7 protein-coding genes are annotated in these 15,531 nt (G+C 70.2%); 2 read left to right on the top strand and 5 right to left on the bottom strand.

From position 1 onward, the window contains the following. Positions 1-65 precede the first annotated feature (65 nt). From JJ691_RS32510 to JJ691_RS32495, 4 genes are read right to left on the bottom strand one after another with little or no spacing between them, the layout of a single operon-like run. Positions 66-1,082, bottom strand: coding sequence for an acetylserotonin O-methyltransferase (locus tag JJ691_RS32510; protein WP_249227156.1), 1,017 nt, complete (start codon positions 1,080-1,082; stop codon positions 66-68). Then, positions 1,075-2,304 (bottom strand): cytochrome P450, encoded by a 1,230-nt coding sequence (locus JJ691_RS32505; RefSeq protein WP_211763403.1) that lies wholly within the window; start codon positions 2,302-2,304, stop codon positions 1,075-1,077. The genes JJ691_RS32510 and JJ691_RS32505 overlap by 8 nt, the downstream gene beginning before the upstream one ends. 5 nt (positions 2,305-2,309) lie before the next feature. Continuing rightward, positions 2,310-5,573 (bottom strand): ferritin-like domain-containing protein, encoded by a 3,264-nt coding sequence (locus tag JJ691_RS32500; RefSeq protein ID WP_211763402.1) that lies wholly within the window; start codon positions 5,571-5,573, stop codon positions 2,310-2,312. Next, positions 5,570-7,060 carry a flavin monoamine oxidase family protein gene (locus tag JJ691_RS32495; RefSeq protein ID WP_249228299.1) on the bottom strand — a complete coding sequence of 497 codons (1,491 nt, stop codon included), beginning with the start codon at positions 7,058-7,060 and terminating at the stop codon, positions 5,570-5,572. Before JJ691_RS32495 ends, JJ691_RS32500 begins: the two co-directional genes overlap by 4 nt. Before the next feature lie 745 nt (positions 7,061-7,805). Between JJ691_RS32495 and JJ691_RS32490 the strand changes: the two genes are divergently transcribed. Further along, complete coding sequence (locus tag JJ691_RS32490) at positions 7,806-9,707, top strand: multicopper oxidase family protein (RefSeq protein WP_211763400.1); 1,902 nt, start codon at positions 7,806-7,808, stop codon at positions 9,705-9,707. Between the two features lie 43 nt (positions 9,708-9,750). Here the strand turns inward: JJ691_RS32490 and JJ691_RS32485 are convergent, their stop codons facing one another. Next, entirely contained in the window at positions 9,751-12,642 is a 2,892-nt protein-coding gene (locus tag JJ691_RS32485; protein ID WP_211763399.1) for an AfsR/SARP family transcriptional regulator, read from the bottom strand. Positions 12,643-12,953: 311 nt separating this feature from the next. On the opposite strand from JJ691_RS32485, the gene JJ691_RS32480 reads away from it, so the two are divergent. Beyond that, on the top strand, positions 12,954-15,419 hold the full coding sequence (locus JJ691_RS32480) for a non-ribosomal peptide synthetase (RefSeq protein WP_211763398.1): 2,466 nt from the start codon (positions 12,954-12,956) through the stop codon (positions 15,417-15,419). Positions 15,420-15,531: the final 112 nt, after the last annotated feature.

The raw sequence follows: 15,531 nt of genomic DNA, 5'->3' as shown, positions 1-15,531 counted from the left end.
TCCAGCCCCGGAGAGCGCGAGGCGCCGGCCCCAGAGGGGCCGAGCCCCGCGCGGAACGCGCGGCATCAGCACGGCACGGCCTCAAGCACGTTCAACATCGAGGGCGGCCCGACGACACGGGCCAGCCGCAGGCCGGCCTCGGCGAGCAGCCAGGTGTGTTCGGCCTCGGTGCGTTCGCGCCCGCCGTAGACGAACAGCATCGTCAGGTCGAGGAACTTGCTGGGATGCGGCGCGTTCCCGGTGGGCACCACCCAGTCGACGAGCAGCAGCCGGCCGTGCGCGTCCATCGCCCGGCGGCAGTTGGTGAGGATGGCGCGGGCGTCGTCGTCGGACCAGTTGTGCAGAATTCCCTTCATCAGATACAGATCCGCGCCGGCCGGGACCGAGTCGAGGAAGTCGCCGGGCAGGAAGCCGCAGCGGTCGGCGAGCCCGGCGGCGGCCAACTGCCGCTCGACCTCGTCGGCGAGGTAGGGCTGGTCGTAGACCACGCCGGTCAGCTCCGGATTGGCCCGCAGGACCGCGCTGAGGAAGGCGCCGTTCCCACCGCCGACATCGACGATCTGGCGCGCCCGAGAGAAGTCGTAGTAGTGGGCGAGCGTCTCACTGATCACGTGGCTCTGCTCGGCCATCGCGGCATTGAACAGCGCGCGGTGTTCGGGGTGGCTGCGCAGGTGCTCGAACAACGGCTCGCCGAAGACTTTCGCGGTGGTGGCCGCGCCCGTCCGGATGCTGTCCGCGGCGTTCGCGTAGACGGTGTTGAGCAACCCCTGGAAGATCACCCAGGATCGCAGCGACTGCGGATGGTCCGCGCGCAGCCGCTCACCCACCGGGGTCAGTCCGAACCATCCGGGCTCGACCTCGACGAACACTCCGACGCTGGCGAGCGCGCGAAGCAGCCGGTACAGGGCGTCGGGATGGGCCGGGACCGCGGCGGCGAGATCCGCCGCCCCGCGGGGCTCGTCGGCGAGCAGGTCCGCGACCCCGAGCTCGGCGGCGAGCTGCACGGCCCGAGCCGCACCGAACCCCTCAGCCAGCTGGATGAGCCGGTAGGCGTGGTCCTCGCGCTGGTCGGTGTCATGCATCGGTACTCCCTCCACAGGTGCCGAGAACGAGGTGCTGTGGGCCGTGGAAGACCATGTCCTCGGCGTATTGAACCGGTTTGTCGGTCAGCGCAAGCCCGGGCAGGCACTCGAAGAGCACGGCGATCGCGATCTCGGCCTCCGCCAGTGCCAGCGCGGAACCCAGGCAGCGGTGGACACCGCCGCCGAATCCGCAGTGGCGACTCGAACGCCCGCGCGGCCGCAGCTCGTCGGGCTCCGGGAAGACCAGCGGATCACGGTTGGCCGAACCCAGCACCAGCACGACGGTGTCGCCCTCGTGGATGTCACGCCCGTGCAGCACATCGTCCCGGTACGCCCAGCGGGTCACCATCTGAACCGGGCTGTCGTAGCGGATGAGTTCGTCCACAGTGGACGGCAGGAGCGCCGGATCGGCGCGCAACTCGTCGAGCACGGCGGGGTTTCTGAGCAAGGCCAGCACCGCCTTGCCGATGAGGTTCGTCGTCGTCTCGTGTCCGGCGGTGAGCAGGTGCACGCACGTCGCGGTGATCTCGTCCTCCGTCACGGACCCGCACTCGCCGGCCTTGACCAGCGCCGTGATCAGGTCGTCATCGGGATCGTGCCGCCTGCGCCGTGCCTCCCAGCGGAAGAAGTCGCTGAGCTCGGTCGCCGCGTTCTCCGCCCGCCGGTAGTCGCGGGCCCGACCGGAACTGGCCTTCTGCAACGACACGGCCCGTTCCCGGAGCCACTCCCGGCTGCCCTGGCGGACCCCCAGCAGCTCCGAGATCACCAGGATCGGGAGCGGAGCGGCGAAGTCGTCTATCAGGTCGAGAGTGGACCGCTGCCCGATGTCCGCGATCAGTTCGCGCGCGATCTCCGCCACGCGGGGCCGCAGTCGGGCCACGACACGGGTCGAGAAGCTTCCGGCGAGAAGCGACCGCAGTTGGCCGTGTCGTGGCGGGTCCATGAAAACCAGCCAGTTGCCGACCAGCCGCCACAGGTTCTCGCACTCCGGCGGGATGCCGGTGAGCAACGGGGCGACGTGGTGTCCGTAGTGCGGGTGCGACAGCACCCGGGTGACGTCCTCGTAGCGGAAGACGTACCACCTCGTCCGCCCGTCGGGGCTCGACCGACCCCGGTGGACCGGGTCGATCTCCCGGTACCGGCGGTAGATCGGGTACGGGTCGGCGATGTCCTCGGGCGGCCAGTCCAGGGGATCGAAGGGGCGCGGAACTCGCTGTGTCATGGCACTCACTCGCCATTCGTGGTGTGTGGACCGAAGAAGTCGGCCAGGAAGTCCAGCGCCTCGGTCACGTCGACGGGGACGGCGGAACACGCGCGGGCGCGCGCCGCGAGGTGGCGGAAGCGCAGCGCGAGGCCGCGTCGCGCCACGTCCGGCCGGGACACGTACCCGGGCACGGACTCCAGTTCGAACGACGGCCCCGCGGTCCGGCCCCGGCGGCCGGACGGCATGGCGGTCAGCAGTTCGCCCAGCGGCCGCATGACGCAGGTCATGACGTCGATCGCCCGGTTCATCAACGCGGAACGGCGCAGGCTGGCGTCCGGGGACTCGCCGAAGTGCTGGACCATCAACTGGAGCGCCATGAAGTAGGCCCGGTCGAACAGCCGCATGACCTCCGCGGCGGCGGGATCGGTGACCAACTCCTTGGCCGCGTCGCCCGCGCGCAGTGTCGGGTTGCGCAGTGCGGGGTAGGCCGGGGTCCACGGCGCCGACCGCCCGGGCGGGCCCGACAGCTGCTCGGCCGTGAGGCACTCGTACATCCACCGGAAGGTGTCGAAGTGCGACTTCTCCCCGGCGCCGGGGCCGGTCGCGGGGAGCACGTTTCCCTCGCCCTGCTCGGTGACGACGTCGAGCGCGAACAGGGCGCTGGCGAGGTCGTCGACCTCGAGCTGGTAGTCGGGATGGACGTCGTTGACCGACCTGCGCAGGAAGAGGTGGTGTTCGCCGCCGCCCCGGCCCCGGCCCGTCAGGAACAGGTCCGGCACCCGGCGCAGGCCTTCCCGGATGTCGGCGTAGAGCTCGCTCGCCGAGCCGTAGCGTTCGTCCACATCGGACTCGGCCGACGCCGGTCCGCACCGGCCGACCTCCTCGACGAGTCGAGCCGGCTGCTCGATGGCGATGAACCTCGCGACACTGCCGACGCCCAGCGGCTCCAGCGACAGGTCCAGCGGGATCGGCAGCTGGTGGTTGATCGTGCCGAAGTCGATCAGCGGCACGTGGAACGGTTCCCCGATGGCCGTGAGGATGTTGTTGAGGGCGAGGAAGTGGATCATCTCCTCACGGGCCACGGTGAGCAGGCTGCCCCGCATGCCGCCGTCGCGGGTCTGGCCGCCGTCGCCGCAGGCGAGCGCCAGCTGCCGGGGTGACCACCGGCCGTGGCGCACGTGCTCCGTGCCGGCCGCGTGGGTGGGTATCGAGAACGCCGCGTAGAGGTACTGCGCCATCACGGCGAGTTCGAGCGTCACGGCGTCCCGCAGCGCGTGGACGAGCTCACCGCGGCTGGTGATCGCCTTGCGTGCCGGCCCGGTCGCCGCGACGAACGTGGGCACGCTCTCGACCGCGCGGCAGGCGCGGAGGAATCGCAGCAGCAGCCGCGCCTTGGGCGCGGACAGGTCCCGCGTCGGCGGCATGTGGTAGGTCTTCGTCCTGGTGCTGGGATCACACATCTGCCAGATCAGGTCGGCATACGTGCGCACCGCGAACCGGTCGGCGAGGCTGAACACCTCGGAGCGCATGAACGAGCCGGTCAGCTCGTAGAACGCGAACACCTCGCGATACACCAGGTCGTACGTCACGTCTTCCTGGGCGATGTCGTCGAGACGCCGATCGTCGGGGAGCACCCGCACGGCCAGCGAACCCGCACCGGCCCAGTAGCCGAGCAGATCGTCGTTGTCGTAGCAGGCGCTGGCGGATCCCGGCCGGGTGGTGTCGCACGGCGATTCCTCGGCGTGGGCGCGGAGCTGCACCCGGGCCGCCCCGGCCCGAGCACCTCGGATCGTCAGCCAGCCGCGGCCCTCGTCGTCGGTGCTGACGACGCAGCTGCCGGCGAAGTCTCCCGGCTCGTCCGCCCGGCCGGGACGCAGGCGCACGATCTCGATGTCCCCGGGCAGCGCGTCCGGCGACGTGGCGAGGGGATCCCGGGGGAGCGCCCGGGGATTGAAGAACTGCCGCACGTGGATCGCCTCGACCGCGTGCGGGCGGCCGCGGACCAGGGACCGGATCTGCACCTCGACATTGCCGCCGCCGTCCCCGAGGTGGTCGAGGATGAGGCCGGCGTCGTCGGCCTGCACGTTGGTCTCCCGTTCCACCAGCAGCACCGCGCGGGCGCCCGACGGATCCGTGCCCACCACGCACAGCGCCTGCTCGTCGGCCGGAGACGGCGCCTGCGCGGGAACCGTCAGCATGCCGCCGGTGAGCGCCCCGTCGGCGAGGTAGGCCGCGGCCGGCACGCGGGCGACGAGCTGATGGCCGTCGACGGTGCGCAACTCCCAGTCGCCCAGGTCGAGCAGTGGACCGCGCCGGTGGGCGGGACCGCCGTCGTCGGCGCGGCCGGTCGCCGGCACCGCATTGATCATGTTCAGCGTGACGTGGTCCGCCGTCACGTCGACGGTCATGTTGCCCAGCCCCGTCCGTCGCGGGACGAGCAGGCGTCCGGCCGGATACGTCCGTGGCTCCGGCTTCCGCCATGGCGCGATCGTTCCGCGCAGCGCCCAGTGGCCGGGCGAGTCCGGCGCCTGCGGCGCGGACATGTCGCTGACCGCGAACTGGACCACCAGGCCGTCGGCCGCGCCGGACACCACGGCGGCCCGCAGGAGGGTGACCACCGGCGAGGCCGACGCCTCGTCCAGCCACCTCAGCCCGTCGCCGGACTCGACCACGAACTGGTAGAGGGTGGACAGCTTGAGCTCCCGCGCCAGGCAGTGGTCGCTGATGTCGAGGATGTGGTCGAAGTTGTGCCATCGCGGCGGATGGATCCCGCTCACCTCGCCGGTGAGCATGTAGCCGACGTCGTGGGAACGCCCCGCGCGGCCGAAGCAGAACTGGCCGACCATCAGGCTGGTGGTCCAGTTCGAGGACGGGTCGACGTCGAATATCCGGGCTCGGTTGACGGTGGTGGCCAGATAGGGGTTGTAGTGGCCCCACATGTCGACGCTGCGTCCCACCACCGGGTCCGCGACGTCGACGTCGGCCGGCGCGACCTCGCAGCTGACGATCCGGGCGTCGATCGAGAAGTGGCCGTTCCCGCCGAAGTTCCACCCCTTCGCCGCGCTGAACACGCCGTCCTCGCGGAGGTGGCCGGCCGCGTCGAAGCGTGGTCCGAGGCGGTGCAGGTAGTCGTGGTACTCCTGGGCCGGGTGGTGCGCGGGAAACGGTCCGTCCTCCGTGAGCGCCTCGTTGGTGGCCAGGTCGACCAGGCCGTTGCGGATCCCGGTGAGCAGCCCCGCCGTCGCCGTGCCCGCGAAGTGCAGGCGCGGTGTGTCGAACACGCTCATTCGGTCACCACCTCCAGACGCGGAACGCCCACGGGCACAAGGCGTCGGGGCTGGTGGAAGTGGATCTCGTACACCGCCCGGACCGCCGATTCGATCGCCCCCTCGATCCACGCCGTGGTCGACGAGCAGTGCTCGCCGGCGAAGAACAGGCGGCGTTCGGGACGGGTGGCCCGTCTCCGTTCCCGCTCGCAGGCGTGGATGTCCTTGCCCCAGCGGACGCAGGCGGCTCCCTCGCTCCACCAGTACCGTCCCCAGGCCAGGCTCACGGCGTCCAGAACCATGCCCGGGCGCAGCAGCTCGGGGTGCATCTTGCTCAGCTCCTGGAGGACGACCGCGTGCCGGACGGCGGCGGGCAGCCGGCCGAGCGCGTCGGCGTCGGCACCGATCGTGTAGCTGGCCAGCAGCGCCGCGCCGCCCGCCGGATCCCCTTCCACGGGGCAGTAGTAGGTCTGTCTCAGGTTGCCGCCGCAGAACGACGCGCCGCCGGAGATCCCGTCGCTCTCCCAGAACGGCTCCCGGCAGTGAAAAGCGATCTTCGTGGCCGACCAGTACCTCACGTCGTGGATCACGGCCATCTTGTGCTCGCTGAGCCCGGTCAGCCGCAGCCTGGCCAACACCGAGAACGGGATGGTGCACAGCACGTAGTCGCAGCGCCGGCCGGTGATGTGGTTGCCGTCCCGAACGGCGACCGTGACGTGGTCCTCGCACGAGTCGAGGCCGACCACCTCCTGGCCGCAGCTGATGGGGCCACGGATCCGCGCCGCCAGCCGTCGGATGATCTGGTCCATCCCCCCGCTGAGGCGGACGAGGTCGGGGCCGGTCTCGCTGAGAATGTCGTCCAGGAAACGATTGAGTCGCCCGTTGTGGCTCATCCGGACCTCCGGGTGGACCGCGAAGAAGGCGTGCACGTCGACCTGGTCGTGGTCGCTGCCGCGCAGGAACGGGCTCAGATCGAACTGCTCGATCAGCTCCAACAGTTCGAGCCGGAGATCGCCGCGCAGGCTGTCGCGAAAGTCGGACGGTGCGATGGCGTCACCGATCGCCGTCAGCCACGCGCCGAAACGGATGGTGTCGTCGCTGAACCTCCCGTCGGGCAGACTCCGTGCGAAGTCCGCCGTCAGCGTTTTCGCGGCATCGCGGACACGCGTGTAACCGCCGCTGGTCGTGCAGTAGGAATCGGCGTCCGAGAACAGCGTGCTGAAGGTGCGTACCTTGTCGGCCAGACCGAGCTTGGTGACGTACTGCATCGTGCGCCGGTGCTTCACGGGAATCCGCATGGCACCGAGTTCGATGAGTGGCGCGTCCGGCCCCGAATGGAACCGGTGCGTGTAGATCCTGCCGCCGATCCGGTTGCTTCCCTCCAGGATCTCGACAAGATGCCCGCGTTTCTCCAGCTCGTACGCGGCCACCAGGCCGGCTACCCCGGCCCCGATGATGATCACTCTCTTTGTTGTCCCGTCGACGGCACCTGTCATGCCGTTCTGCATGTTCGACACCGCGACCTCCTCGCGGAAACCGGGCCGACAACCGACCAGCTGAATACCCGCCCGCCAGTACGTGAAATGGGGGCGTGTCGACTGCGGGAGTGGTGCGACTAGTAGTGCTCGGCGATTGACACTCGCCTGCGGTAAACGCCTTCGCGCATGTGCGCGATTGGCTGTGGTCACCCCCGTTCAAGCGTCACGTCGCTGAACTCTCTCAGTGTAAAACCCTGCCAGCTTCGCCACAATCTTCATGCTCGAATTGTTGCTTTTTGGCCACGGTTCGCCACTGTCGCAAATTGGCCGCGAGAAATGAATTCGAGGTTCGATTGGCCAGCGATTAGGCCGTTCGTGTCGCAAGAATGATCATGTGGAGGGCTGTCCCGCCATTCGGGTGACGGGCGATCCGCGTCGGCGGCGCCGCGGACGCGGGCCGGGTGGGTTGAGCCACACATGCGGCATGCCGGCGGCAAAACCGTCAGCAGGAAAAACGGGAATATTGGGTCACTTGGAAGGGTGAATTGTCTTCAGTGTGCGGGGCGGTGTCGCTAACCTCCGTGGAGGTTGATCATTGCTCCAACCCAGTACAAGGCTCGTTGTTCCACTGTGCTCGATCTCGTTCCACTCACGCTCGATCGTTGACCAGCCACGATCGAGCGTCGAACGGCGCGCGTCAGGAAGGCCAATGCCCGAAAATCGAATCGTCGCCAACGGACTAAGTCGGCGCTCATTACTGCGTACCGCGGTTTCCATGCCGCTGACCTCGCGCGTTCTCGCCGCTCAGGGCAGTTCCACCGTGGTTGCCGGCAGCACCCTGGATCCCCGGACGATCCCGAAGTACGTGACCCGACTGGCGGCGTTGCCCGCGATGCCGATGTGGTCGTCGTACGGCGGCGTCGACTACTACCTGATCGGTATTCGGCAGTTCTCCCAACAGGTTCTGCCGCTCAACCTGCCCAAAACCGTTGTCTGGGGCTACGGATCGCCGCGGAGTCCCGCCACGTTCCACAGCCCGGCGTGCACCATCGAGGCGCGGGTGGGTCGTCCCGTCCAGGTGATGTGGGCGAACCAACTCGTCGACGGCAGCGGCCGATTCCTGCCGCACCTGCTTCCGGTCGATCCGACCCTGCACTGGGCCAACCCGCCCGGTGGCCGGCAGGGACGGGACTCCCACCCGACGTTCGCCTCGACCCCCGGTCCCTACACCGGGCCGGTGCCCGTCGTGACCCACCTGCACGGCGCGCACGTCACCGAGGAGAGCGACGGCTATCCCGAGTCCTGGTACCTTCCGCCGGCCTGGGACATTCCCGGCGGATACGCGAGGGTGGGGTCCTCGCACGACCGCCACCGCGCCATGGCCGCCGACCAGTTCGGCGCCGAGTGGTCGCCGGGCACCGCCGTGTACCGGTACGCCAACGACCAGTCCGCGGGAACCCTGTGGTTCCACGACCACACGCTCGGCATGTCGCGGCTGAACGTCCACGCCGGCCTGGCGGGGTTCTACCTGCTCCGGGGCGGCGCGCGCGACCTGCCGCCGGGCGTGCTCCCCGGCCCCGCGCCGGGAGCCGACGACCGTCCCGGAATCCGATACCACGAGCTTTCCCTTGTGGTGCAGGACCGTTCCTTCAACCGGGACGGCTCGATCTTCTTCCCCGACGGCCGGGCGTTCAGCGGGGACGTCCCGCCGGCCGGCCCGTTCGTCCCGGCCAGTGACATCCCGCCGATCTGGAACCCGGACACGTTCGGCAACACGATGGTCGTCAACGGCCGCACCTGGCCGGTCCTGTCCGTCGAACCGCGGCGCTACCGGTTCCGGTTGCTCAACGCGTGCAACGCGCGCACCCTGCTGCTCAAGATCGTCGCCAACCCGCTGGCCCCGCGGCCCGCGCCGGCGGCGCTGCCGTGCTGGCAGATCGGCGCGGACGGCGGATTTCTGCCCCGTCCGGTGCAGACCGACCAACTGCTGTGCGCGCCGGCGGAACGCGTCGACGTCATCGTCGACTTCACCTCCCTGCCGGCCGGAACCGAACTCTTCCTCATCAACGAGGGGCCCGACGGAATGTTCATGGGCGGTTCCCCCGGCAAGGGCCTGACCCCGGCCGATCCGGCGACGACCGGGCAGGTGATGAAGTTCGTCGTCACGCAACAGTCCACACGCGACACCAGCGTGCCCCCGGCCCAGCTGTCCCTGCCGCGGCTGCCGTCGCTCGGCCAGTCCCGCCGCACGTGGCGGATCTCGCTGACCGAACGGCATTCCACCGCGAACCCGGCGGCTGCGGTGTCGTACCTGCTCGGCACGGTCGCCGCCGACGGGACGCCGAAACCGTTGACCTGGGCGGACGATGTCACGGAACGGCCGGCGCTGCGGACCACCGAGACCTGGGAGTTGGCCAACTTCACCGGGGAGGCGCATCCGATCCACCTGCACCAGGTGCAGTTCCGCGTCACCGGCCGCCAACCGCTCGCGGGCGGGGGGCCCGGCCGTGGCCCGGAGAGCGGGGAGACCGGGGTCAAGGACACAGTGATCGCTTACCCGAACGAGATCACCAGAATCGACGCGCGGTTCGACATCTCGGGCCGCTACGTCATGCACTGCCACATCCTGGATCACGAGGACAACGAGATGATGCGACCGATCCAGCCGGGCGGGTGATCGACCGACGAGTGGGCGGGGAGCCCTGGCAGGACCACCGGGGTCAGCCGCCGCACTCACGTGGCCGCGAGATCTCCGCCGCGCTGAGCGCGGCCTGCGTGTGGCGCAGGAGCGGGCATTCGCAGGGCGGCACGGGGACGCCCAGCGCCGCTCGGATCTCGGCGGCCGCGTTCAGCAGGGTGGCCGCGCGGGTCCACGCCGACCGGTCGCAGGCGAGCGCGGCCAGCGCCTCCAGCACGCTGGCCGTGCGCCACCGGTCGCCCAACTCCCGGTGCCCGGCGAGGCTGCGTTCGAGCAGCGGCTCGGCCTCGGTTGATCCGGTGGCGCGGTGGACGAGACCGAGCAGGTTGAGTGCCCAGGCGATGCCCTCCTGACACCCGATCCGCTCGGAGATCGCGCGGGCTTCGAGCAACAGCCGATACGCCAGAGTGTTGTCGCCGCGGTAGTGCGCCACGGCGGCCAGGTGTCTGAGCGCGCTTGACGTCGACTCGGCGTCGCCCAGCTTCCGGGAGCGTTGCAGGCTCTCGTAGGCCCACCGCTCAGCCGCGTCGAGATCGCCCTGCAGCCATGCCGTGAAGGCACTCAGCTGCAGGGCGTGCGCGATGCCGTGCTCGTCGTCGAGGTGCTGGAAGTTCCGCAGCGCCGACTGGTGGTAGTCGAGCGCGCGCGGGTAGTCGCCCTGTTCCCGACAGATCGAGCCGAGCAGCAAGCGGACGGAGGCGAGGCCCCGCTGGTCGCCATCGGACTCGTACAGGATCAGGCTCTGCTCGGCCAGCAATACGGCGGGGTCGTAGTCACACTGGAGAAGAGTGACGGCGGCCGCGCCGGCGAACGCCTTGGCGCGCAACGTCGCGGGCGCTTGTCCGCCGTGCTCCAGCGCGGCCGTCAGCCAGTCGCGGCAGTCCCGGTGGTGGCCGCGCAGCCGGCAGTAGCCGATCAGCGCGCTGGTCAGCCGCAGCGCCAGGGTCGGGTCGGGCTGGGCGAGGGTCCATGTCACCGCGGCCCGAAGGTTCTCGTGCTCGGCGGCGAGTCGCTCCAGCCACGGCGCCGTGCCCGCGCCGAACAGTTGCCGTTCCGCCTGCTCGGCCAGCTTCAGGTGGTACTCGGCATGCAGACGCCGGGCCTGCGCGCGTTCCTCGTGCGTGAGCTGCTCGGCCGCGAAGTGCCGGATGGTGTCCAGCAGCCGGTACCGCGCGGTGTCGATCTCCTTGGTGACCAACGACTTCTCGACCAGCCGGCCCAACAGGTCCACCGCGTTGTCGTGCGGCCACAGCGCCTCCACGGCGGGCAGCTCGAAACCTCGGGCGAACACCGCGAGATTCCGGAACAGGGCCTGCTCGTCGGGCGTGAGCAGGTCGTAGCTCCACTTGATGGTCGCATGCAGGGCTCGGTGCTGCGGGCGGGCGCCGTGGCCGCCGGAGCACAGCGCGAGGAACTGGTCGCGCAGGTGTTCGGCGATGCGGGACACCGGAAGCGCCGCCGTGCGGGCCGCCGCCAGTTCGATGGCCAGCGGCAGGCCGTCCAGACTCGCGCAGATCGTGGCCAGCGCTTGTGCCGTGGCGCGGTCCTTCTCGATGTGGGCGCCGGCCTCCTGGGCCCGGTCGACGAACAGTTGGACCGCGTCATAGGAGGCCAGGTCGTCGAAGGAATACGTGGCGTCGGGGTCGGGTGTGGGCAGCGGTCGCAGGGTGTAGACCGATTCGCCGGGCACGTGCAGCGGCTCGCGGCTGGTTGCCAGCACGCGCAGCCCCGGGCAGACGGACAGCAGAACGCGGACGAGTTGCGCGCAGGCTCTGACGAGGTGTTCGCAGTTGTCCAGGACCAGCAGCGTCGTCCGATCGCGGAAATGGTCGACCACGGTGTCGAGCACGCCGTTGCCCGCGTGCTCGGGCAGCCGGAAGGCATCGGCGACGGACCGCGGCACGAGGGTGGGATCGGTCAGCGACGTCAGATCGACGAAGCCGACCTCGTCCGTCTCGTATCCGGAGGCCACCGCGATGGCCAAGCGCGTCTTGCCGCACCCGCCCGGACCGGTCAGCGTGACCAGGCGCCGCTGGTCCAACAGCCACCGTGTCCTCGAGATGTCCGCCGCACGATCGACGAGCCGGGTCAGGGGCACCGGCACGCGGTGCTGGGAACGGCCGGCGACCGGCATGGTCGCCGCCGCCGACAGGTCAAGCGTGGGATCCGCGGCCAGCACGGCGACTTCCAACTGGCGCAGCTGCCGGCTCGGCTCGATGCCGAGCTCGTCGACCAGGGTGGCGCGCGCACGGTGGAAGGCGGCAAGCGCGTCGCCCTGCCGCCCGGATCGGTACAGGGCGAGGATCAGCAGTTCCCACAGGCGTTCCCGGAACGGGTGCTGGGTGACCAGCGATTCCAGTTCGCCGACGGCGGTGACGTGTTCGCCGAGCGCGAGCCGAGCACTGATCAGGTCCTCCGAGGCGGCGAGCCGGATCTCGCCGAGCCGGACGGCGACGGCGCGGGACCATTCGCCCGGCCGGCAGTCGGTCAGCGGCTCGCCGCGCCACAGCGTGAGCGCCGCGCGGAGCAGACCCGATGACAGCTCGTTCTTGCCCATGGCCAACGCGTTGCGCCCGGCCACGGCCAGGCTCTCGAACCGGATGGCGTCGATCTTGTCCGGCTTGGCCAGCAGCACGTAACCGGGATCCCGGGTCGCGATGGCATCGACGACACCGGCCTGCCGCAGTTGCTGGCGGAGCCGGGCCATGTGGCTGTGCAGGGTCTTGACCGCGGTCGGCGGTGGGGTCTGTGGCCACAGCGCCTTGACGAGCGCGTCCTGGGACATGGTGGTCCCGGGTTGCGTCGCGAGCCGGGCGATGAGGGTGCGCTGCCCCCTTCCGCGCAGGTCGACCCGACCGCCGGGCCCGGCCACCTCCACCGGTCCCAGGACGCCTATGTCTAGCCCCTCGGGCATCGTCCACCCCGTCTTGGCCGCCAAACGCATTGGCTCAAGTGGTGCAACTTACCCGTGCCAACCCAGGGGAAGACAGACCGTCGACACGACGAGACCACGACGATGGCGTACTTCGGCCAGCGGTGCGCCGCTTCGTGTCGGGTTGCGCCGTCCACAACCGCGATGCAACCCGATCACAAGTGGCGGGCGTTGTGGTCTGTGCTGTGACGGAGTCCGTTGGAAGCTGCCCGACCACTACCGCACTGTTGGCAACGGCACCTCGTTCAAGAACACCGTCTGGCGGCTGCTCGGCGTGACGGAAGGAAGAGGCGATGGCAACGCCAACGGAGTCCGGCCGGGAATTCTGGCGCGGCGTGCTGCTCGCCGGCGGCTCCACCACGATCCCACGCTGGACTCGCACGCCGGAGACGGGTGTCGCCGAGCATGACTCGACGATCCCCGAGGACGTCGCGACCGCGCTGGGCCGGCTGGCGGATCAGCTGGCGGTGCCGGCGAGTGCGGTGCATCTGGCGGCCCATGCCAAGGTGCTTGCCGCGCTGTGCGGGGAGCGGGAGATCGTGACCGGTTACGTGGCGGCGCCGGGCCGTCCGCCGTTGCCCTGTCGACTGGCGATCGAACGGGACACCTGGCGGGCGCTGCTGCGCGACGTCCGGCGTGTTGAGTCGGAGCTGTTGGCGCACAAGGACTTCGCGGTCGAGGAGTGGGCACGCGAGCTGGGCGTGGCCGAGCAGCCGTTCGAGGTCGTGTTCGATCCGACCGGCGACGGCGATCTCACCGGCCGGACGGCACTGCGGGTGGGCGTCGTGCGCGAGCGCGAGCAAGTCGTGCTGCGGCTGCGGTATCGGACCGATGTGCTCGACGCCGACTGCGCCGCCAGGATCGCCGGCTACCATCGCACCGCGCTCATGCTGCTCGCCGCCGATCCGGATGCCGAGCACGGGCCGCAGAGTCTGCTGTCCGCCGAGGAGCACCGCTTCCAACTGGAGGAACTCGCCGGTCCGCGCCGGACCCTGCCGAACCGCCGGTTCCATGAGCTGTTCGAGGGGCGGGTGCGGATGCACCCGGACGCCGTCGCCGTCGTGCACGGCGACCGGCGGCTGACCTATCGGGAGCTCAATGCCCGGGCCAACCGGCTGGCGCGAGCCCTGCTGGCGCGCGGGCTGCGCCGCGAGGGCGTCGTCGCGGTGGTGACCGAGCGCAACCTGGACTGGATGGCCGCCGTCATCGCGGTCTTCAAGGCCGGTGGCGTGTATCTGCCGATCGAGCCGCATCTGCCGGCCGACCGCGTCACGGCCATGCTCCGCCGCGCCGACTGCTGGTTCGTGCTGACCGAACTCGGCAGCACCTGTTCGCTCGACCACGACCTCGACACGCTGTCCCGAGTCGAACTGATCTTCATCGACGCCGCCTGCGGACAGCCGTACGCCGAGGGCGACCTCGGCGTGCATGTCGGCCCGGAGCAACTCGCCTACATCTACTTCACCGCCGGCTCCGGCGGCGAGCCCAAGGGCGCGATGTGCGAGCACGCGGGCATGCTCAACCACCTCTACGCCAAGGTCGACGATTTGCGGATCGCCGCGGGCCAGGTGGTCGCCCAGACCGCGCCCCAGTGCGTCGACATCTCGCTCTGGCAGCTGCTGTCCGCGCTACTGGTCGGCGGGCGGACCCTGCTGGTCGAGCAGGAGGCGGTCCTGGACGTCGAGCGGTTCGTGGACACCATCGTGCGCGGTCGGGTCGCCGTGCTCCAGGTCGTGCCGTTCTACCTCGACGTCGTGTTGACCTGGCTGGAGCACACCCCTCGCTCGCTGCCGGACCTGAGATTCGTGTCGGTCACCGGCGAGGAGTTGCGCACGGACCTCGCGCGGCGCTGGTTCGCCGCCCAACCCGGGATCAGTCTAGTCAACGCGTACGGGTCGACCGAGACCTCGGACGACACCCACCACGAGGTGATGACCGCGCCGCCGGCGGGGGACCGCGTCCCGCTCGGTCGGTGCGTCAACAACATTCGCACCTACGTGGTCGACGAGCACCTGTCGCCGGTGCCGCTCGGCGCCCCCGGCGCGATCGTGTTCTCCGGGGTCTGCGTCGGCCGGGGCTACGTCAACGATCCGGAGCGCACCCGGTCGGCGTTCCTGACCGATCCGCACCGGGAGGGCGAACGCCTCTACCGGGGCGGCGACTACGGCCGGTGGCTCCCCGAGGGCAAGCTGGAGTTCCTCGGTCGCCGTGACCATCAGGTCAAGATCCGTGGCTGCCGAGTCGAGATCGGCGAGATCGAGACGGTCCTGTCGCGGGCGCCCGGTGTCCGTGCGGGCGTGGTGGTCGTCGCCGGGCGCAACGACCTGAGCGACCATCTGATCGCCTACTACGACGGACCCGCGCCGGTGGATGCCGACGTGTTGCGGGGCCGGCTGGCGCAGTCGCTGCCCGAGCACATGGTTCCCGCAGCGTTCCACTGGTTGCGGAGTCTGCCGCTGACCGCCAACGGCACCATCGACCGAAGGACGTTGGCGACGCGCGCCGCGGAGCACGCCGCCGCCGAGCCGGATCGCGACTCGCCGAGCACGCCGACCGAGCGGCGGCTGGCGGTCGCGTGGGCGAAGGCGCTCGGCATGCGAGCGGACCAGATCGGCCGGCACGACCACTTCTTCGACCGGGGCGGCACGTCGCTGTCGGCGGTGCGGTTGGTGATCAGCCTCGACCGCGCGGTGTCCCTGGGTGACGTCACCCGCAACCCGGTGCTCGCCGACCTGGCCCAGCTGCTGGCTTCCCGATGAACACCAATCCCCGACCTCAGAAGGTGTGAGGCCCATGAGAACCGGTCCCCAGCCCCGCCTCGCCGCCGACACAGGAGAGCGCGGGGCCAAAGAGCACTATGGCGACCCGGTG

The sequence above is a fragment of the Kutzneria sp. CA-103260 genome, from assembly GCF_018263855.1.
Classification (GTDB): Bacteria; Actinomycetota; Actinomycetes; order Mycobacteriales; family Pseudonocardiaceae; genus Kutzneria.
The sequence above is the reverse complement of the archived record's forward strand: the minus strand, read 5'-3'. Positions and strand labels throughout refer to the sequence as shown.

Bases quoted from the DNA above. Each gene is read 5' to 3' on its own strand.
- JJ691_RS32510 (WP_249227156.1), bottom strand. From the start codon at position 1,082: ATGCATGACACCGACCAGCGCGAGGACCACGCCTACCGGCTCATCCAG.
- JJ691_RS32505 (WP_211763403.1), bottom strand. From the start codon at position 2,304: ATGACACAGCGAGTTCCGCGCCCCTTCGATCCCCTGGACTGGCCGCCC.
- JJ691_RS32500 (WP_211763402.1), bottom strand. From the start codon at position 5,573: ATGAGCGTGTTCGACACACCGCGCCTGCACTTCGCGGGCACGGCGACG.
- JJ691_RS32495 (WP_249228299.1), bottom strand. From the start codon at position 7,060: ATGCAGAACGGCATGACAGGTGCCGTCGACGGGACAACAAAGAGAGTG.
- JJ691_RS32490 (WP_211763400.1), top strand. From the start codon at position 7,806: ATGCCGCTGACCTCGCGCGTTCTCGCCGCTCAGGGCAGTTCCACCGTG.
- JJ691_RS32485 (WP_211763399.1), bottom strand. From the start codon at position 12,642: ATGCCCGAGGGGCTAGACATAGGCGTCCTGGGACCGGTGGAGGTGGCC.
- JJ691_RS32480 (WP_211763398.1), top strand. From the start codon at position 12,954: ATGGCAACGCCAACGGAGTCCGGCCGGGAATTCTGGCGCGGCGTGCTG.